Source organism: Mycolicibacterium aurum, assembly GCF_900637195.1.
In the GTDB taxonomy this organism is placed as follows: domain Bacteria; phylum Actinomycetota; class Actinomycetes; order Mycobacteriales; family Mycobacteriaceae; genus Mycobacterium; species Mycobacterium aurum.
Genome location: NZ_LR134356.1, coordinates 2699289 through 2717521, shown reverse-complemented (window position 1 = coordinate 2717521; position 18233 = coordinate 2699289). Strand labels below are relative to the sequence as shown.

Sequence of the window (18233 nt, the reverse complement as noted above, 5' to 3'; positions counted from 1 at the left end):
TTGGGAATCGTGAAATCCGTAGTCAGCACGCTTCGCACCGTTCGCGCCGCGGTCGTCGCCACGCTGAAGACGGTTCCGCCGGGCCGCATCGCAGCCCTCATGGCGGCGATTGTGATTCTCGTCGCAGTCGCGATTCTGGTGCCGTTGCCCAGCGCCCTGCAGCTCCGGGACTGGGCCACCTCGGTCGGGCCCTGGTTCCCGCTGGCCTTCTTCGCCGCACACGTCGTCGTCACGGTCTTCCCATTTCCGCGCACCGCCTTCACCCTGGCAGCCGGGTTGTTGTTCGGGCCGCTGCTGGGCATCCCGATCGCGGTGGCGGCGAGCACCCTCAGCGCCGTCATCGCACTGGTGCTGGTCCGGACCGCCGGCTGGCAGGTCAGCCGGTTGGTGCACCACCCCCGCGTCGACGCGGTCGACAAGCGCCTGCGCGAACGCGGCTGGCCCGTGGTGCTTGCCACCCGGATGATTCCCGCGGTGCCGTTCTCTGTTCTCAACTACGCCGCCGGCGCGTCGTCGGTCCGGGTGCTGCCCTACACCCTGGCCACGCTGGCCGGTGTGCTCCCGGGCACCGCCGCGATCGTGATCCTCGGGGACGCGCTGACCGGCCGGGTGAGCCCACTGCTGCTCGTGGTGTCCCTGTGCACCGCAGGCCTGGGGCTGGCGGGGCTGGCCTTCGAGATCCGCACGCACCGACGGCAGCAGGCCCCGGTCAACGCGTCGTGAGGTCGGGCCCCTTCACCGTCATCGCGGCATAGAGACCCAGGAACGACGAGGCCGCCACCAGGCCCGGGCTCCAGTCCTTGGCACGGATATGGGATCCGACCGCCAGCACGAAGTAGACGCTGAGCATGAACGTGGTGAGGCGGGCCAGGGCCGGGAACCGGAACACCGAGAGCAGTCCGAGGGCCGACGCCGCCTTGACGAACGGGATGACCGGTCTCAGCTCCGGCGCCAGTCCGACGTCGTCGAACGCCTTCTCGATCGGGGGAATCTTCGCCGCGCAGGCGACAGCGTCGCCCGCCTGGATCGCCGCGAGCACGGCGTAGGCCTTCGGCGACGTCAGGGCGCTCACTGGTCTGCCGCGCCGTGCCGACCGGCCTGCGACTGGGTGTAGTCGATCGCGCCCGGTTGCGACTGCTGGGACAGCGGCGGGTACTGCCGCGGCCCGTCGATCCCGGCGACCGGGGTGCGTGCCTCGGCCACCGCCTCGGCGACGGCCTGCGCGATCTCGGGGTCGGTCTGGGTGTTGAACCAGTCGGCGACCTCGTCGGAGTCGTCCTCGGGCTTGGGCAGGTCGTCTTCCACCGGCGACGGCGTGTAGCGGAAGACGCCGTCGGAACCGGGCGCACCCAACATCTTGGTGAAGCCTTCAAGCGCAGACCCGAAGTCGCTGGGGACCAGCCAGACCTTGTTGGCCTCGCCCTTGGCCATCTCCGGCAGCGTCTGCAGGTACTGGTAGGCCAGCATCTCGGGTGTCGGACGACCCCGCTTGATCGCCGCGAACGTCTTCTCGATGGCCTTGGCCTGGCCCTGCGCCTGTAGATAGGAGGCGGCACGTTCGCCCTGAGCGCGCAGCATGCGGGACTGCCGGTCGGCTTCGGCGGAGAGGATGGCCGCCTGCTTGGCGCCCTCGGCAGCCAGGATCTGGGACTGCTTCTGGCCTTCCGCCTGCTTGATCGACGCCTCCCGATGGCCCTCGGCGGTGAGGATCATCGCGCGCTTCTCGCGATCGGCCCTCATCTGCTTCTCCATCGAATCCTGGATCGACGGCGGCGGATCGATACTGCGCAGCTCCACACGAGCCACGCGCAGGCCCCACCGGTTGGTGGCCTCGTCAAGGACGCCGCGCAACTGGCCGTTGATCGAGTCACGGGAGGTCAGCGTCTGCTCCAGCGTCATGCCACCGACGACGTTGCGCAGCGTGGTGGTGGTCAGCTGCTCGACGCCGACGATGTAGTTGCTGATCTGGTAGACCGCGGCCTGGGGATTGGTGACCTGAAAATAGACGACGGTGTCGATGTTCACCGTGAGGTTGTCCTCGGTGATCACCGGCTGCGGCGGGAAGGACACGACGCGCTCGCGCAGGTCGACGCGGGCACGAATCCTGTCGACGAACGGCACCAGCAGCGTCAGCTGCCCCGACACCGTCTTGCTGTAGCGCCCGAGACGCTCGACGACTGCGGCTTCCGCCTGAGGTATCAGTGCCACGGACTTCGCCACCACGATCGCGGCGAAGATCACCAGCACTGCCAACAGGACCAGTCCTGCGATGGCGCCGTCCACTTTGCGCTCCTTCTCTAGATGACCTTGGACACGACCGCGGTGGCTCCGTCGATGTGTACAACCGTCACCTGGTCTCCCGCTTCGAAAACATCGTTTTCGTTGTAGGGCCTGGCGGTCCAGACCTCACCGTCGAGCTTCACCTGACCCGCATGCCGCGCGACCCGGTCGAGCACCAGCGCGTTCTTGCCTTCCAGCGCCTTGGCGAGGTCGGGCACCCCGGCCCCCGAGTTCAACCGGCGACGCAGCGCCGGGCGCACCCCGACCAGCAGCAGCACCGACACCAGCAGGAACACGACACCGTCGACCCAGATCGGCAGGTCGAGCAGGAAGCTCGACCCTGCCGCGGCGAGCGCCCCGCCACTGAGCATCAGCAGAAACAGATCGCCGGTCAGCGCTTCGGCACCGGCGAGCGCCAATGCGGCGATCAGCCAGATCAGCGATACGGGCATGACACCAGCCTACTGCGCGGCGGACCGGACGAGCCCTCAACAACTACACTGCAGCCATCATGTGGTGCCCGAGTGTTTCGCTATCGATGTGGGCCAACGCCTGGCTGGCGGGCGCGGCCGCGCCCGACGACGTCCTGGATGCGCTATCCCAATGGACGACAAGGCATTCCGTGACCGCCTACGACTCGGCGGCGGCCGACCGCACGGGCCTGTCCTGGCCGGACCTCGACGACGCCCGCTCGATGTCACTGCTGCAGACAATGCGTACCGCGTCCGCGCGGGCGGTGTCGCACCCGGCGATCTCGCTGGCCCTACCGGTTCCCGGCGACGTCCGCGGGCTGCCGCCCGGCACGCAGTTCGGCCGTGACGCCATCGCCGCGGGCGAGGCGGTCATCGTCAACGGCCGCGACGGCGCCATCGGCCTGGTGCCCGACTTCGAGTACGACGACAGCTTTCCCGACTCCCCCGACCCCGAGGACGACTTCGAGTACGAAGCCGAGGTGACCGGGCTGTCCTGGACGGTGTACTCGTTCACCTCCGCGCCTGCGGCCGGTCACTTCGAACTCGGCGAGGCCGAATACCAGTTGCGCGACGCCGTGCGGTCGGCAGCGGATGCTCTCGGCGCCCTGCGCGCCGGCGCCCCGGGCAGCGACGTCGCCGATCCGCGCCGGCTGGTCGAGCAGGTTCTCGACGCCACCCGTGCGCACCGCATCCCCGACCACGCACCTGCCCGGGCGGTGCGGGTACTGGAGAACGCCGCGCACGTCGACGCGATCATCACCGTCAGCGCCGGCCTGATTCCGATCGGTTTGCAGAGTTCCTCAGAGGTGCAGTTGGCCAGCGACGCGTTGCGACCGCTGACGTCTGTCGTCCGCTCGGCGCGACTGGCCGCGGTGGACGCGATCCTGCATTCAGCCTGGAAATAACGCCGGACGAGCGTCAGCTCGACGAGCAGGCCGGGGTGCACAGTGCGCCGTTGACACTGTTCCCGTAGCCGGGCACCGCGTCCGCTGCCGCCACCCGCTGCGGCGGGCGGTTCAGACGGAGCTCGTCGAGCAGGTCGACGGCCAACCGGGCGAAACGGGGCGCCGAGTTGGGTGTGGATGCGCGGGCAAGAGCGACACCCGCGGCGGCGGCCTGCTCGGCGAGTTCATTGTCCAGATCCCAGACCACTTCGATGTGGTCGGCGACGAATCCCACCGGGCACACGATCACCGCTTTGGTGCCGCTCTTGGCCAACACCTCGAGGTGGTCGCCGACGTCGGGCTCAAGCCAGGGAACCTGGGGCGGACCCGAGCGGGACTGCCAGACCTGGTCGTACTCCGGGTAGCCCGCCGCCGCGGCCACCAGGCCGGCGGTGTAACCGACCTGGCGCTCGTAAAGATCGGGCCCACAACGGGATGCGGCGCGAAGCGGGATGGAATGCGCGGTGAACACCAGCCGTGCGTCCTCGCGCAGATGCGCAGGCAGCGTAGCGGCCGCCGCGGTGATGGCGTCGGCGAACATCGCGATCAGCAACGGATGGTCGAAGTACTGCCGCAGTTTGACCAGTTCGGGGGCCCCGGCACCAGTGGCGGCCCGGGCGCGGGCGATGTCCTCCTGATACTGGGTGCATCCGGAGTAGCCGCCCCACGCGGATGTCGAGAACACCGCCGCTCGCCGAACCCCGTTGTCGCGCATCAGCGCAACGGTGTCCTCGACGAACGGCTCCCAGTTGCGGTTGCCGAAGTAGACGGGCAGCGGCAGGTCCCGCGATGCAAGCTCGGCCTCGATGACGCCGATCAGGTCGCGGTTGATGCCGTTGATGGGCGACACGCCGCCGAAGTGCAGATAGTGCTCGGCGACCGATTCCAGTCGCTCCCTGGGTATCCCCCGGCCACGGGTCACGTTCTCCAGGAACGGCATGACCTGCTCGGGGCCCTCCGGGCCTCCGAACGAGAGGAGCAGCAGCGCGTCAAAGTCCACGGGAGGCCGTCACAGTAGCTGGGTGCTCGCTCCGCCGTCGGCGTAGATCACCGTGCCCGTTGTCGCAGGAAGCCAGTCGGACATCAAGGCGCACACGGTCTTTGCCACCGGTGTCGGATCCTTCATGTTCCACCCCAGCGGGGCGCGCTGGTCCCAGCCCTCCTCGAGCAGCTGAATCTGCGCGCCGGCGTCGTCGCCGAGCGCCCCACCGACGATCGCGGCCATGGCCAACGTCCGGATCGGTCCGGCGGCAACGAGATTCGACCGCACACCGAACTGGCCGGCCTCGCGGGCGACGAATCGGTTGACCGACTCCAACGCGCTCTTGGCGACCGTCATCCAGTTGTAGGCCGGCATCGCGCGGGTGGGATCGAAGTCCATACCCACGATGCCGCCGCCGGGATTCATGATCGGCAGCACCGCCTTGGCCAACGAGGCGTACGAGTACGCCGAGATGTGGATGCCCTTGGCGACGTCCTCATAGGGCGCATCGAAGAACGGGTTGACACCCATACCGGTCTGCGGCATGAAGCCGATGGAGTGCACCACCCCGTCGAGCTTGTTGCCCTCACCGATGACCTCGGTGACCCGGGCCGCCAGCGAGTCCAGATGCTCGGAGTTCTGCACGTCGAGCTCGAGCAGCGGCGCCGGATTCGGGAGCCGGTCGATGATCCGCTGGATCAACTTCATCCGGTCGAATCCGGTGAGCACCAGCTCGGCACCCGCCTCCTGGGCGACCTTGGCGATGTGGAACGCGATCGAGCTGTCGGTGATGATCCCCGTGACGAGGATGCGCTTGCCTTCCAAGAAACCTGTCATTGTTCGAATCCTCTTCTTCCTAGTGGCCCATGCCCATGCCGCCGTCGACCGGGATGACGGCACCGGCGATGTACGACGCGTCCTCCGACGCCAAAAAGCTGACTGCCCCCGCGACCTCGTCGGCGGTGCCGACCCGCTTGGCCGGGATGAATTCCAGCGCCCCTGCCTGGATGCGCTCGTCGAGCGATCGGGTCATCTCGGTGTCGATGTAGCCGGGCGCGACCACGTTGGCGGTGACGCCGGCCTTGGACAGTTCGCGTGAGATCGAGCGCGCCATGCCGATCAGCCCGGCCTTGGCGGCGGCGTAGTTGGCCTGGTTGCCGATGCCCCACATGCCGGACACCGAGCCGATGAAGATGATCCGGCCGAAGCGCTTGCGCTGCATGCTGCGTGACGCCCGCTGGGCGACCCGGAACGCTCCGGTGAGGTTGGCGTTGATGACGTTCTCGAACCGCTCCTCGGTCATCCGCATCAGGAACGCGTCCTGAGAGATGCCCGCGTTGGACACCAGCACCTCGACCGGGCCCTGGTGTTCCTCGACCTCAGTGAACGCGCGGTCGACGGCGGCGCTGTCTGTCACGTCGCACTCGACGCCGAACAACCCGTCCGGCGCGCCCGATCCGCGGTGGGTAACCGCCACCTTGTGGCCGTCGGCGGCCAGGCGCTGCGCGATTGCGAGACCGATGCCCCGGTTGCCGCCGGTGACGAGCACCGAGCGGGAGATGAATGCGGGCCTGCCGCTCGCGGTTTCGGTGTCCCCCGTTTTTTCGGTGTCCGAAGTCATTCCGTCAACTTAATGGGTCAGCACCATTCTTAAGAAATCGCCTTAGTTAATTGGGCAGTCGGCGGTTGATCAGCAGCGAACCAAGAGCCGCCAGCGCCAGCACCAGTGCGCCGAGGCGCAGCCAGCCCACGCTGGCATCGCCCTTGATGGTCTCGTAGCCGATCTGTTCCTGCAGGTCCGTGAACACCGCCTTGAGCTGTTCCAAACTGGACGCGGTGAACGCCTCGCCGCCGGAGAGGTCGGCGATCTTCTTGAGCATCTCGTCGTCGACCGGCACCGGCTGACGCTGATCGTTGATCTCCACGTATCCGTACGGCGTGCCGAACGACACCGTCGAGATGGGGACGCCCTGATCCTTGGCGGTCCGGGCCGCGGTGTACGCGCCCTTCGGATTGTCCGGATTGGACGGCACCGTCTCCTTGCCGTCCGACATCAGCACGATGCGGGCGGGCGGGGGCTCGTCGCCGCCGCCGATGACCGCGCCGACCGTCGCGACGGCCTGCAGCGCGGTGAAGATGCCCTCACCGGTGGCGGTGCGGTCGGCCAGCTGCAGCTTGTCGATCGCGGTCTTGGTCGATTCGCGGTTCGTGGTCGGCGAGACGAGAACCGTCGCCGTGCCCGCGTAGGCGATCAGACCGAGATTGATGCCCGGCGTGAGCTGGTCGGCGAATTGTTTGGCCGCCTCCTGCGCGGCCACGAGCCGGTTCGGGGCGACGTCGGTGGCACGCATCGACTGCGACACGTCGACGACGAGCATGACGACTGCCCGGTTGCGCGGGATGCGGACGTCATGGGTGGGTCCGGCCATCGCGACGGTGAAGGACACCAGCGACAGGATCAACAGGATGGCAGGCAGATGACGCCACCGGCTGGGCCGCTTCGGCGCGACGCTTTCCAGCAGCTCCATGTTGGCGAACCGCAGGACCCGCCGCTGGCGCGACAGCTGCACCACGATGTACAGCGCGATCAGCCCCAGCACCGCGAGGAAGAACAGGAAGAACCACGGGTGTTCGAAACCCGACAGTGACATCGGTCCGAGCAACGGTAAAGTCATGTCCTACTTGTCATTTCGTCGTAATGTCACGAACTGTCCTGCTCTTCGCGCAAGCGCTCATCGCCCCGCAAGGGCGCCCCGGCGCCTGCTCGCCACGAACCGCACCACGTCGTTGATCCAGTCACGGTCGGTCCGCAGCGTCAGCAACGGCGCATTGCAGCGCCGCAGCGTGCGCGCCACCTCGGCCCGGTGCGCCGCCGAGGCCTTCTCGAAATCGGTGCGCAGCTGCTCGTCGATGGTGAACTCACGGGTACGGCCGGTCTCGGTGTCCTGCAGGACCACCTCGCCGACGGCGGGCAACTCGACGTCGCGGGGATCGATGATCTCGACCCCGAGCACCTCGTGGCGCGCCGCGATGGCGCGCATCGGCCGCATCCAGTCGATCGGCCCCAGGAAGTCGCTGATGACCACGGCCATCCCGCGGCGCCGCTCCGGCCTGCGCAAACTGTCGATCGCCGCGGACAGGTCGCCCCGCACGCCGACCGGCGCCCTCGGCGTCGTCGCGATGGCGCGGAGCAACTCCTGCTCGTGCATCCGGCCCGACAGCGCAGGCACCCGGCGGGTGGTCTCGCCGTTGGAGATGATGGCGCCGATGCGGTTGCCGCCGCCGCTGTTGAGGAAGGTGATCGACGCCGCGGCCGCCACGGCCAGATCGCGTTTCTCGCATCCGGCGGTGCCGAAATCGAGGCTGGCCGACATGTCGACCACCAGCCAGGTCTCCAGCTCGCGGTCGGCGATCATCTGCCGCACGTGCGGATGCGTGGTGCGGGCCGTCACCGACCAGTCCATCCGGCGCACGTCGTCACCCGGCTGATAGGTCCGTGACTCCCCGGGTTCTGATCCGGGACCGGGCAGCAACCCGAGATGGTCGCCGTGCAGCACGCCGTCGAGTTTGCGCCGAACCGTCAACTCGAGCTTGCGCAGCGCAGCGGTCAGCGCGGGGTCACGAATCTCCCCGCGTTGCATCGACGGCAGATCGACGCTGCGACTGGACCTGGTCACCTAGCCGGATCACCGACCGGCCGCGGCGGCGGCCGTCGGCACTGCGGGTGGTACCGAATGGCCTTGCTGCGGAATCGCATTCACCTGTGGCAGGGCCACCGTCTGCAGGATGCGGTTGACCACCGTCTCGGAGGAGACCTCGTCGGCCAGCGCGTCGTAGGTCAGCACCAGGCGGTGCCGCAGCACATCGGGGATGACCTCGACGACGTCCTGCGGGATCACGTAGTCACGGCCGCGGACCAGGGCCAGCGCCCGAGACGCGGCGATGATGCCCAGCGACGCACGCGGCGACGCGCCGTAGGCGATCCACGCCTTGGCGTCCGGCATGCCGAACTTCTCCGGCTCGCGGGTGGCGGTGACGATGCGCACCACGTAGTCGACGAGCGCGTGGTGGACGAAGTTGTTGGCCGCGACGTCCTGCAGCCGGAGCAGATCGCCGGTGTTCAGGATCGCCTTGGGCTCCGGCGGCTTGACGCCCATCCGGTAGATGATCTCGCGCTCTTCTTCCGGCGACGGGTAGTCGACGTTCAGCTTGAACAGGAAGCGGTCGCGCTGTGCTTCCGGAAGCTGGTACACACCCTCCTGCTCGATGGGGTTCTGCGTCGCCATCACGAGGAACGGGCTGGGCAGCGGGAACGTCTTGCCACCGATGGAGATCTTGCGTTCGGCCATCACCTCGAGCAGCGCGGACTGCACCTTGGCCGGTGCACGGTTGATCTCGTCGGCGAGCAGGAAGTTGACCACGACAGGTCCGAGTTCGATGTCGAACTCCTCCTTGCCCGCGCGGTAGATACGGGTACCGACGATGTCGGTGGGCACCAGGTCGGGCGTGAACTGGATGCGGGCGAACGTTCCGCCGACCACCTTGGCGAACGTCTCGACAGCCAGGGTCTTGGCCACACCGGGAACACCTTCGAGCAGGACGTGGCCCTTGGCGAGCAGGCCGACCAGCATCCGCTCGACGAGCTGGTCCTGACCGACGATGATCCGCTTGACCTCGAAGATCGCCCGCTCGAGTGTGTGCACCTCGCTCTGCAGGCCACCGTTGGATTGCGCGGCACTCGGCGCGGCATGTGCACCCGCGGAATAGCCCTGCGGCGGGGCCTGTCCGGGATATCCTCCAGCGCCCTGCGGCGGTCCACTCGGTGAGGTCATCAATATTCCTTCCACATGCGCCGTACATGCTGGATTTCCAGCGGCGCGAACCGGTAGTGGCCGCGCACCCGTCGTCAACTATTCCAGGCGCTCGGAGATCCGTCGACGTCGCCCGGGTTGCTCAGGTTTAACTCAGGCCACACTCAGGATTCGATAATGCGTTGCACGGTCGGCTGCAGACCTGCCATCCGCACCGGGCTCACGACCACCTTGTCGGCGGTGCCTCCCGATTCGAGCATCTTGCCGCCGCCGAGGTAGATGGCGACGTGCTGGCTCCCGCCCGGTCCCCAGAACAAGAGGTCGCCCCGTTTGGCCTGCTGTACCGGAACCCGGCGGCCGGTGTTGAACTGGTCGCCCGAGTACTTCGGGATCAAGACGCCGACGCCGGCGAACGAGTACTGGGTGAAGCCCGAGCAGTCGAAGCCGACCGTGTTTGCTCCGCGTTCGACTCCGAGGCTGGGGCCGGTCGGCTTGCCGCCGCCCCACGAGTACGGGGTGCCCAGCCGTGCGGCGCCGCGTTTGATCACGTACTCGACCGCTGCGGGGCCCCGCACGGACCCGGCGGCGACGCTGGGCGCATCGGGCGGCACGAGGCCGAGGCTCTGCAGGAACTTGCGCCCCATACCCATCGTCGCCTGGGTGGCCTGTGCGGTCACGGCCAGCGAGGCGTTCGCGATCGCCAGCGGATCACCCGGTGCCCCGGCGCTCGGCCGCATCGGCAGGAGCGGATCCCACAGCCCGCCGCCCGGCTGGGCGGAGGCCGGTGCGAGCGCGCCGGCCAGCAGCGCTACGGCGGTGGCCGCCGCGATGATGAAGCGACGCAGCGCGATCACCACTCGACCATGCGGGTGACGTACGGGGTCATGCCGCTGGTGCGCACCGGCGAGATCTTGACCACCGAGCCGGTGTAGGGCGCCTCCAGCATCTGGCCGTCGCCGAGGTACATCGCGACGTGCTGGCTGGCGTTGGGGCCGTAGAAGATCATGTCGCCGCGACGCATCTGCGAGGACGGCACCTTGCGTCCGGCGTTGTACTGCGAGCCGGTGTAGTGGTCCAGCTTGATGCCGATTCCCGCGAACATGTAGAGCATCAGGCCCGAGCAGTCGAAACCGACTGTGCCCGCGCCCTGGTCGATGCCACGGCTGGGTCCGGCCGCGTTGCCGCCGCCCCAGGAATACGGCACGCCCATCTGGGCCATCCCCCGCTTGATCACGTACTCGGTGGCCTGTCGGCCGTACACCGTCGGAATGGCGCCGTTGGTGATGCCGGTCTCGGTGGGCAGCAGTCCAAGGCTCTGCAGGAATTTGCGACCCAGGTTCTGCGTGATCTCGACCGAGGTGGTGATGATCTTCAGGACCGCGTTGATGATCTGGATCGGGTCGCCGCTGACGAACGCGGCCGGGATCTGGGGCAGCGTCATGTCCCAGGCGGTGTCGCGGTTGCCGGTCGTGGGATCGACGTCCCAGTCGGGGTTCACGCCCGACGCCCCGGCCTTGCCCGTGGGTGCGGCCGTCCCTTCGGCGGCGGGCGCCGACGGCGCGGCCGCCGGGGCACCGCTCGACGGTGCCGCCAGCGTCTGGGCTTCCTTCAGGCGGGCCTGCGCCTGGGCCCGTTCGGCGGCGAGGCGGTCGAGCTCGACCTGCTGCGCCTTGAACGTCTCCTGTGCACTGCTCAGTGCCGACACCGCGTCCGCCTGGCTGCTCTCAGCGGCCTTCACGGCGTCGTCGGCCTGCTGTTTGGCCAGTCGCGCCGCGGACTCCCTGTTGACCTGCTCGGTGCGGGCACGCTGCAGATCGGCCATCACCTTCTGCGAGCTGATCGACAGCGCCTCACCGGTCGCCGCGGTGTTGAGGATGTCGGTCGGGTCCGACGCGGTCAGGTACGAACTCGACGGTCCGTTGGTGTACATCGAGGCGGCGAACACGTCGAAGCGGTCCTGCGCGGCGGCGATGGCGGCGTTGGCCTCCTTGACGCGCTGCGCGCTGGCGTCGACCTCCCCCTGCGCGGCAGCCGCATTGTCGCGCGCGGTCTGCACGTCGAGGATCGCCTTGTTCACGCTCTCCTGTTGCATCTGGATCTCGGCACCGAGGTCCTGCAGCTTCTGGTTCACGTTGGCGACGTCGGTCACCAATTGCGCCATCCCATCGGCGCGGGCGGGCTGCGCCTGGGCCAGCCCCGGCGTGGTGAGCACCATGCCGAAGGCCAGGGATGCAGCGCACAGCCGCGAAGCGGAGGCGCCGCCAGTGGTGCGTCTCATTCGACTCAGGTCTCCTCAGGCTCCACGCGAACGTGTCGGCACGGAATAGGGCGCCTGAACCACAGAAGTCACACTGAGCACTACCGCAACATCAGGCACCGTTTGCACCGTACGTCACATCAGACCCTAAAGAAACTTTAGTCACAAATTACAACATTGTAATTGCGATGTGCGTTATCAAATGGTGATGTTTGAATTAGCGGCAGAAACGGCAATCCGCTAATCGTCGCTGGTGGACGCTGCGCTGGAGACGGCGTTCCGTTTGCCCCATTTCCGCAGTGCACGGGTCGCCACGACCGCTATCGCAACGGCCAAAACAAGGACAATGGTGAATGGCGTCCAGGGAAAGTGCGTGTTCGTCAACTCGCCGACGAAATTCTTCGAGGACTGCACCGGATCCCCGGTCTTCGCCAGATCTTCGCCGGCCTCCAGGGTCATGCGATCGAACTCGGGACTGTACGTCCCGGCGAACGACGGGCTCAGCGCGAGGACCGTGGCGCCGGGGTTGGCTTTGCCGATCTCGGTCGCGATATCCCGCAGCGGTGTGTTGATCGGAGGGTTCCCGTTGATGACGACGATCTTGAGGTCGATGTCCCGCTGAGCGGCGTCCTCGACGACCTGCCGAAGCTGGGCCACCCCCTCGGGGTTCACACCGCGTGCACTGATGCCCGAATCGGCCACGTCATCGCGCACCACGTCCATGCAGATGTCCGGGGCGCCGGGAATCGTGGGGTCGATGCCCACGGTCTGACACAGCTCCGGCGGGATGTACGTCGGCAGGAACGGGACGAATTGCAGTCCGGACACATCAGCACCGTACGCGACGACAAAGTCGTCGGGAACGCGACACGATGGGTCGATCGGGGTACCCACCACGGGTGGCACCATGCCCGCGTACAGACAAGACTGGTACCCACCCTGGGATTTATTACAGGACAAGCGTACTGTTAGGGTCAGAACGCCGCCGACACAGCCCGTCGCGGCGATGATTTAAGCCGGGAGTTGATGTGAGCAGCAAGGATTCGTTCAAAGCGCACGACACGCTCGAAGTCGGGGACAACAGCTATGAGATCTACCGTCTCGATGCGGTCCCCGGCACCGAGAAGCTTCCCTACAGCCTCAAAGTCCTCGCCGAAAACCTGCTCCGCACCGAAGACGGCGCCAACATCACCAAGGAGCACATCGAGGCCATCGCGAGCTGGGATCCCGAGGCCGAGCCCAGTATCGAGATCCAGTTCACCCCTGCACGGGTGCTGATGCAGGACTTCACCGGTGTGCCCTGCATCGTCGACCTCGCCACCATGCGCGAAGCCGTCGCCGCGCTGGGCGGCGACCCGGAGAAGGTCAACCCGCTCTCGCCCGCGGAGATGGTGATCGACCACTCGGTGATCCTGGACGTGTTCGGCCGCGCCGACGCGTTCGAGCGCAATGTCGAACTCGAATACCAGCGCAACGGTGAGCGGTATCAGTTCCTGCGCTGGGGACAGGGCGCGTTCGACGACTTCAAGGTCGTCCCCCCGGGTACCGGCATCGTGCACCAGGTCAACATCGAGTACCTGGCCCGTGTCGTGATGGTCCGCGATGGCGTCGCCTATCCCGACACCTGCGTGGGTACGGACTCACACACCACGATGGAGAACGGCCTCGGCGTGCTCGGCTGGGGCGTCGGTGGCATCGAGGCCGAGGCGGCCATGCTGGGCCAGCCCGTATCGATGCTCATCCCGCGTGTCGTCGGTTTCAAGCTGACCGGCGAGATCAAGCCTGGCGTCACCGCCACCGACGTCGTGCTGACCGTCACCGACATGCTGCGCAAGCACGGCGTGGTCGGAAAATTTGTCGAGTTCTACGGCAAGGGCGTCGCCGAGGTCCCGCTGGCCAACCGCGCGACGCTCGGCAACATGAGCCCCGAATTCGGTTCCACGGCAGCGATGTTCCCGATCGACGAGGAGACGATCAACTACCTGCGGCTGACCGGCCGCACCGACGAGCAGCTCGCGCTGGTCGAGGCCTACGCCAAGGCTCAGGGCATGTGGCACGACCCGGAGAAGGAGCCCGTCTTCTCCGAGTACATGGAGCTCGACCTGTCCACCGTGGTGCCGTCGATCTCCGGGCCGAAGCGCCCGCAGGACCGCATCGAGCTGACCGACGCGAAGAACGCCTTCCGCAAGGACATTCACAACTACGTCGAGGAGAACCACCCGGCCGAGTGCACCAAGCTCGACGAGGCGGTCGACGAGTCGTTCCCGGCCAGTGATCCGGTGTCCTTGTCCTTCGCCGACGACGACGCCGTCGTGGTGCATTCCGCGGCCAACGGCGCAGAAGGCAGGCCGAGCAAGCCGGTCACGGTGCGCTCCGAGGAACGCGGCGAGTTCGTGCTCGACCACGGCGCCGTCGTCGTCGCAGGCATCACGTCGTGCACCAACACCTCCAACCCGACGGTCATGATCGGCGCAGCCCTGCTGGCCAAGAAGGCCGTCGAGATGGGGCTGACCACCAAGCCGTGGGTCAAGACCAACATGGCGCCCGGCTCGCAGGTCGTCACCGACTACTACAACAAGGCCGGCCTGTGGCCGTACCTGGAGAAGCTCGGTTACTACCTGGGCGGCTACGGCTGCACCACCTGCATCGGCAACACCGGTCCACTGCCCGAGGAGATCTCGGCGGCCATCAACGACAACGACCTGTCGGTGGCAGCGGTGCTCTCGGGTAACCGCAACTTCGAGGGCCGCATCTCCCCCGACGTCAAGATGAACTATCTCGCGTCGCCGCCACTGGTGATCGCTTACGGCCTGGCGGGCACGATGGACTTCGACTTCGAGGCCGACCCGCTCGGACAGGACACCGACGGCAACGACGTCTTCCTCAAGGACATCTGGCCTTCCGGCCAGGAGATCCAGGAGACCATTGCGAGCTCGATCGACCGGAAGATGTTCACCGACAGCTACGCCGACGTGTTCAAGGGCGACGACCGGTGGCGCTCGCTGCCGACGCCGGAGGGCAACACGTTCGAGTGGGCCGAGGACTCGACCTATGTCCGCAAGGCGCCGTACTTCGACGGTATGCCGGCCGACCCCGAGCCCGTCACCGACATCAAGGGCGCCAGAGTTCTTGCCCTGCTTGGCGACTCGGTGACCACCGACCACATCTCGCCGGCCGGCAGCATCAAGAAGGGCACGCCCGCCGCGCAGTATCTCGAAGAGCACGGTGTCGAACCGAAGGACTTCAACTCGCTCGGGTCGCGTCGCGGCAACCACGAGGTGATGATCCGCGGCACCTTCGCCAACATCCGCCTGAAGAACCAACTTCTCGACGACGTCTCGGGTGGGTACACCCGCGACTTCACCCAGGACGGCGGACCGCAGGCCTTCATCTACGACGCATCTCAGAACTACCAGAAGGAAGGCATTCCACTGGTCGTGCTCGGCGGCAAGGAGTACGGGTCCGGGTCCTCGCGCGACTGGGCGGCCAAGGGCACCACGCTGCTGGGCGTGCGCGCGGTGATCACCGAGTCGTTCGAACGCATCCACCGGTCGAACCTGATCGGCATGGGCGTCATCCCGCTGCAGTTCCCGCAGGGTGAGTCGGCGGCGTCGCTGAAGCTCGACGGTACCGAGACCTTCGACATCACCGGCATCGAAGCCCTCAACGACGGCAAGACGCCGAAGACGGTCAAGGTGACGGCGAGAAAGATTGCGGAAGACGGCACAGAGTCTTCAGCGGTCGAGTTCGACGCTGTGGTCCGCATCGACACCCCCGGCGAGGCCGACTACTACCGCAACGGCGGCATCCTGCAGTACGTGCTGCGCAACATGCTCAAGGCTTGATGACCGGCAGAGGGCTGAGCCCATGCCACGGGTGACCGACGATCATCTGGCGGCGCGTCGTCGCCAGATCCTCGATGGTGCCCGGCGGTGTTTCGCCGAGTACGGCTATGACCGGGCGACCGTACGACGTCTGGAGCAGACGGTCGGGCTCTCGCGCGGCGCGATTTTCCATCATTTCCGCGACAAGGACACGCTGTTCTTCGAACTGGCGCGTGAAGACGCGGAGCGGATGGCCGAGGTCGCGGCGCGCGAGGGTCTGATCCAGGTGATGAGGGACATGCTCGCCGCACCCGAGCAGTTCGACTGGCTGGCCACCCGGCTGGAGATCGCCCGGAAGTTGCGCAACGATCCCACCTTCAGTCGGGGCTGGGCCGAGCGGTCGGCGGAGCTGTCAGCCGCGACGGCGGAGCGGCTGCGGCGCCAGAAACAGGCGGGTCGTCTTCGCGACGATGTTCCGGGAGAGGTACTGCGCACCTATCTGGAGCTGGTGCTCGACGGCCTGGTGGCGCGGCTGGCATCCGGGGATGACCCCGAAAAGCTCAGTGCGGTACTGGACCTCGTCGAGGCGTCGGTTCGCCAGCCGTAGAGGTGTTATCTGCGACCGCGGTGGTTGGGGCCGCCGCGACTGCGCATCGTGGTGCCCGACTCGCGAAGCATGCTGTGGATCGAGCCGTACGAGTGACCGGTAGAGGCCACCAGCGAACGAATGCTCGCGCCTCGCTCGTACTCGTTGCGAAGCTCATTGATCAACTGATCTCTGGGCTTGCCGTTGTTCTTCATCGTCGCCGCCTCCCCGCTGATGTGCACGGACTCCGAGGGCGGATACCCAGCCCACCAGCCGTTGACACGACACAAAAATGACGTCCGCCCAACGATGTGGCCGGCGGTCAGGCTAATTCGATGAGATCCCGGTAATCGGTGGACCAGAAGTCCTCGGTGCCGTCGGGCAGCAGCAGGACGCGTTGCGGGTGCAGCGCCTCTGCCGCCCCGGGGTCGTGCGTCACCAGGACCACCGCGCCGGCGTAGCTGCGCAGCGCGTCCAGAACCTGCTCGCGTGAGGCCGGGTCGAGGTTGTTGGTGGGCTCGTCCAGCAGGAGCACGTTTGCCGTGGAGGCCACGAGACCGGCCAGCGCGAGCCGGGTCTTCTCGCCGCCGGACAGCGTGCCCGCGGGCTGCTCGAGCTGCGGACCGCTGAACATGAAGGCGCCCAGCAGACCGCGCAGCTCCTGTTCCCCGGTGTCGGGTGCGGCGTGCCGGATGTTCTCCCACACCGACGCCATGTTGTCGAGGGTGTCGTGCTCCTGGGCGAAGTAGCCGATCTTGAGTCCGTAGCCCGGTTCCAGTCCCCCGGCGTCGGCTTTCTCCACGCCGGCGAGGAGGCGCAGCAGTGTGGTCTTGCCCGCGCCGTTGAGGCCGAGCACCACGACGCGCGACCCGCGGTCGATGGCCAGGTCCAGCCCGGTGAAGATCTCCAGCGAACCGTAGGTCTTGGTCAGGCCCTTGGCGATCAGCGGCGTCTTGCCGCACGGCGCTGGTGTCGGGAACTTGATCCGCGCGACCTTGTCGGCCACCCGTTCGGCGTCGAGTTCGGCGATCATCCGCTCGGCGCGCCGCAGCATGTTCTGGGCGGCAACGGCTTTGGTGGCCTTGGCGCCCATCTTGGCCGCCTGGGCCCGCAGCGCACCGGCCTTCTTCTCGGCGTTGGCCCGCTCGCGGCGGCGACGCTGCTCATCGGTGGCGCGGGCATCGAGGTACTTCTGCCAGCCCATGTTGTAGATGTCGGCCTCGCCGCGTACCGCGTCGAGGAACCACACCCGGTTGACGACGTCGGCGAGCAGTTCGACGTCGTGGCTGATGACCACCAAACCGCCGGAATGGTTCTGCAGGAACGTACGCAGCCAGCCGATCGAGTCGGCGTCGAGGTGGTTCGTGGGTTCGTCGAGAAGCAGCGTGGTGGCCGACCCCGAACCCGCGTCGGACGCGGCGAACAGGATCCGGGCCAGCTCCACGCGGCGGCGCTGACCACCGGAGAGGGTGCGCAGCGGCTGGGTGAGGACGCGGTCGGGCAGGCCGAGGCTGGCACAGATCCGGCCTGCCTCGCTTTCGGCGGCGTAACCGCCCAGTGCGGCGAACCGCTCCTCCAGTTGGCCGTAGCGGCGGATGGCCTTGTCGCGGGCCGCGTCGTCGGCGACCTCGGCCATCAACGCCTGCTGCTTCTCCAGATCGGCGAGCAGGGTGTCCAGTCCGCGCGCCGACAACACCCGGTCGCGGGCCAGCATGTCCAGATCGCCCTCTTTGGGATCCTGTGGCAGGTAACCGATTTCGCCCGCCCGGGTCACGGTGCCCGCGTAGGGTTCGCCCTCCCCCGCCAGGATGCGCATCGTCGTGGTCTTGCCGGCACCGTTTCGGCCGACCAGACCGATGCGGTCACCGGGTTGCACGCGCAGCGCCGAACCTTCGACCGAGAGCAGTGTGCGCGCTCCAGCGCGGACCTCGAGGTCCGTTGCGGTGATCACGCTGATGCTCCTGACGAAAAAGGGCATGACGAAAAACATGCCGTGGCTGGGTTCCAGGCTAGTGCGCGCTGCCCGGATAACGCCAACCGTTTCGCAGGCGCCAAATTTAAGCGAGGTTAGCCTAA

18 protein-coding genes are annotated in these 18233 nt (G+C 67.2%); 4 read left to right on the top strand and 14 right to left on the bottom strand.

Features of this window, described 5'->3' with window-relative positions; all coding sequences use genetic code 11:
* Window positions 1-9 precede the first annotated feature (9 nt).
* Window positions 10-723 carry a TVP38/TMEM64 family protein gene (locus tag EL337_RS12965; RefSeq protein WP_048633921.1) on the top strand — a complete coding sequence of 238 codons (714 nt, stop codon included), beginning with the start codon at window positions 10-12 and terminating at the stop codon, window positions 721-723.
* Here EL337_RS12965 and EL337_RS12960 read toward each other — a convergent pair.
* The 3 genes from EL337_RS12960 to EL337_RS12950 are packed head-to-tail and all read right to left on the bottom strand — an operon-like array spanning window position 710 to window position 2732.
* Entirely contained in the window at window positions 710-1072 is a 363-nt protein-coding gene (locus EL337_RS12960; protein WP_048633887.1) for a DoxX family protein, read from the bottom strand. The two genes, EL337_RS12965 and EL337_RS12960, sit on opposite strands and share 14 nt — an antisense overlap.
* Window positions 1069-2283 carry an SPFH domain-containing protein gene (locus tag EL337_RS12955; protein WP_048633888.1) on the bottom strand — a complete coding sequence of 405 codons (1215 nt, stop codon included), beginning with the start codon at window positions 2281-2283 and terminating at the stop codon, window positions 1069-1071. Before EL337_RS12955 ends, EL337_RS12960 begins: the two co-directional genes overlap by 4 nt.
* 14 nt (window positions 2284-2297) lie before the next feature.
* Complete coding sequence (locus tag EL337_RS12950; RefSeq protein WP_048633889.1) at window positions 2298-2732, bottom strand: NfeD family protein; 435 nt, start codon at window positions 2730-2732, stop codon at window positions 2298-2300.
* Window positions 2733-2791: 59 nt separating this feature from the next.
* On the opposite strand from EL337_RS12950, the gene EL337_RS12945 reads away from it, so the two are divergent.
* Entirely contained in the window at window positions 2792-3658 is an 867-nt protein-coding gene (locus EL337_RS12945; protein WP_048633890.1) for an Rv1486c family protein, read from the top strand.
* A 13-nt stretch (window positions 3659-3671) separates the two neighbouring features.
* Here EL337_RS12945 and EL337_RS12940 read toward each other — a convergent pair whose 3' ends face one another.
* The 9 genes from EL337_RS12940 to EL337_RS12900 form a co-directional block, all read right to left on the bottom strand.
* Window positions 3672-4697: a ferrochelatase gene (locus EL337_RS12940; protein ID WP_048633891.1), complete on the bottom strand. Its 1026-nt coding sequence runs from the start codon at window positions 4695-4697 to the stop codon at window positions 3672-3674.
* A gap of 9 nt (window positions 4698-4706) precedes the next feature.
* Window positions 4707-5516: an NADH-dependent enoyl-ACP reductase InhA gene (inhA, locus tag EL337_RS12935; protein WP_048633892.1), complete on the bottom strand. Its 810-nt coding sequence runs from the start codon at window positions 5514-5516 to the stop codon at window positions 4707-4709.
* A 19-nt stretch (window positions 5517-5535) separates the two neighbouring features.
* Window positions 5536-6300 carry a 3-oxoacyl-ACP reductase FabG1 gene (fabG1, locus tag EL337_RS12930; protein ID WP_048633893.1) on the bottom strand — a complete coding sequence of 255 codons (765 nt, stop codon included), beginning with the start codon at window positions 6298-6300 and terminating at the stop codon, window positions 5536-5538.
* Between the two features lie 46 nt (window positions 6301-6346).
* Window positions 6347-7354, bottom strand: a complete 1008-nt coding sequence (locus EL337_RS12925; protein WP_048633894.1) for a VWA domain-containing protein — start codon at window positions 7352-7354, stop codon at window positions 6347-6349.
* A gap of 57 nt (window positions 7355-7411) precedes the next feature.
* Window positions 7412-8320, bottom strand: coding sequence for a DUF58 domain-containing protein (locus EL337_RS12920; protein WP_048633922.1), 909 nt, complete (start codon window positions 8318-8320; stop codon window positions 7412-7414).
* A 45-nt stretch (window positions 8321-8365) separates the two neighbouring features.
* Window positions 8366-9511: a chaperone MoxR1 gene (gene moxR1 / locus EL337_RS12915; protein ID WP_048633895.1), complete on the bottom strand. Its 1146-nt coding sequence runs from the start codon at window positions 9509-9511 to the stop codon at window positions 8366-8368.
* A gap of 143 nt (window positions 9512-9654) precedes the next feature.
* Window positions 9655-10341: an NlpC/P60 family peptidoglycan endopeptidase RipB gene (ripB, locus tag EL337_RS12910; RefSeq protein ID WP_048633923.1), complete on the bottom strand. Its 687-nt coding sequence runs from the start codon at window positions 10339-10341 to the stop codon at window positions 9655-9657.
* Window positions 10341-11768 (bottom strand): NlpC/P60 family peptidoglycan endopeptidase RipA, encoded by a 1428-nt coding sequence (ripA, locus tag EL337_RS12905; RefSeq protein WP_048633896.1) that lies wholly within the window; start codon window positions 11766-11768, stop codon window positions 10341-10343. Before ripA ends, ripB begins: the two co-directional genes overlap by 1 nt.
* 219 nt (window positions 11769-11987) lie before the next feature.
* A complete protein-coding gene (locus EL337_RS12900; protein ID WP_048633924.1) occupies window positions 11988-12575 on the bottom strand; it encodes an Rv1476 family membrane protein in 588 nt (195 codons plus the stop codon).
* Window positions 12576-12775: 200 nt separating this feature from the next.
* On the opposite strand from EL337_RS12900, the gene acnA reads away from it, so the two are divergent.
* A complete protein-coding gene (gene acnA, locus EL337_RS12895) occupies window positions 12776-15592 on the top strand; it encodes an aconitate hydratase AcnA (protein WP_048633897.1) in 2817 nt (938 codons plus the stop codon).
* A 22-nt stretch (window positions 15593-15614) separates the two neighbouring features.
* Window positions 15615-16178 carry a TetR/AcrR family transcriptional regulator gene (locus EL337_RS12890; RefSeq protein ID WP_048633898.1) on the top strand — a complete coding sequence of 188 codons (564 nt, stop codon included), beginning with the start codon at window positions 15615-15617 and terminating at the stop codon, window positions 16176-16178.
* 5 nt (window positions 16179-16183) lie between these two features.
* Here the strand turns inward: EL337_RS12890 and EL337_RS28945 are convergent, their stop codons facing one another.
* Both EL337_RS28945 and EL337_RS12880 read right to left on the bottom strand, forming a co-directional pair.
* On the bottom strand, window positions 16184-16372 hold the full coding sequence (locus tag EL337_RS28945) for a helix-turn-helix domain-containing protein (protein ID WP_048633925.1): 189 nt from the start codon (window positions 16370-16372) through the stop codon (window positions 16184-16186).
* A gap of 107 nt (window positions 16373-16479) precedes the next feature.
* Entirely contained in the window at window positions 16480-18108 is a 1629-nt protein-coding gene (locus EL337_RS12880) for an ABC-F family ATP-binding cassette domain-containing protein (protein ID WP_048633926.1), read from the bottom strand.
* Between the last annotated feature and the right edge of the window lie 125 nt (window positions 18109-18233).

Coding starts and splice junctions, on each gene's coding strand:
- EL337_RS12950 (WP_048633889.1), bottom strand. CDS start 2,732: ATGCCCGTATCGCTGATCTGGCTGATCGCCGCATTGGCGCTCGCCGGT.
- EL337_RS12945 (WP_048633890.1), top strand. CDS start 2,792: ATGTGGTGCCCGAGTGTTTCGCTATCGATGTGGGCCAACGCCTGGCTG.
- inhA (WP_048633892.1), bottom strand. CDS start 5,516: ATGACAGGTTTCTTGGAAGGCAAGCGCATCCTCGTCACGGGGATCATC.
- fabG1 (WP_048633893.1), bottom strand. CDS start 6,300: ATGACTTCGGACACCGAAAAAACGGGGGACACCGAAACCGCGAGCGGC.
- EL337_RS12925 (WP_048633894.1), bottom strand. CDS start 7,354: ATGACTTTACCGTTGCTCGGACCGATGTCACTGTCGGGTTTCGAACAC.
- EL337_RS12920 (WP_048633922.1), bottom strand. CDS start 8,320: ATGCAACGCGGGGAGATTCGTGACCCCGCGCTGACCGCTGCGCTGCGC.
- moxR1 (WP_048633895.1), bottom strand. CDS start 9,511: ATGACCTCACCGAGTGGACCGCCGCAGGGCGCTGGAGGATATCCCGGA.
- ripA (WP_048633896.1), bottom strand. CDS start 11,768: ATGAGACGCACCACTGGCGGCGCCTCCGCTTCGCGGCTGTGCGCTGCA.
- EL337_RS12890 (WP_048633898.1), top strand. CDS start 15,615: ATGCCACGGGTGACCGACGATCATCTGGCGGCGCGTCGTCGCCAGATC.
- EL337_RS28945 (WP_048633925.1), bottom strand. CDS start 16,372: ATGAAGAACAACGGCAAGCCCAGAGATCAGTTGATCAATGAGCTTCGC.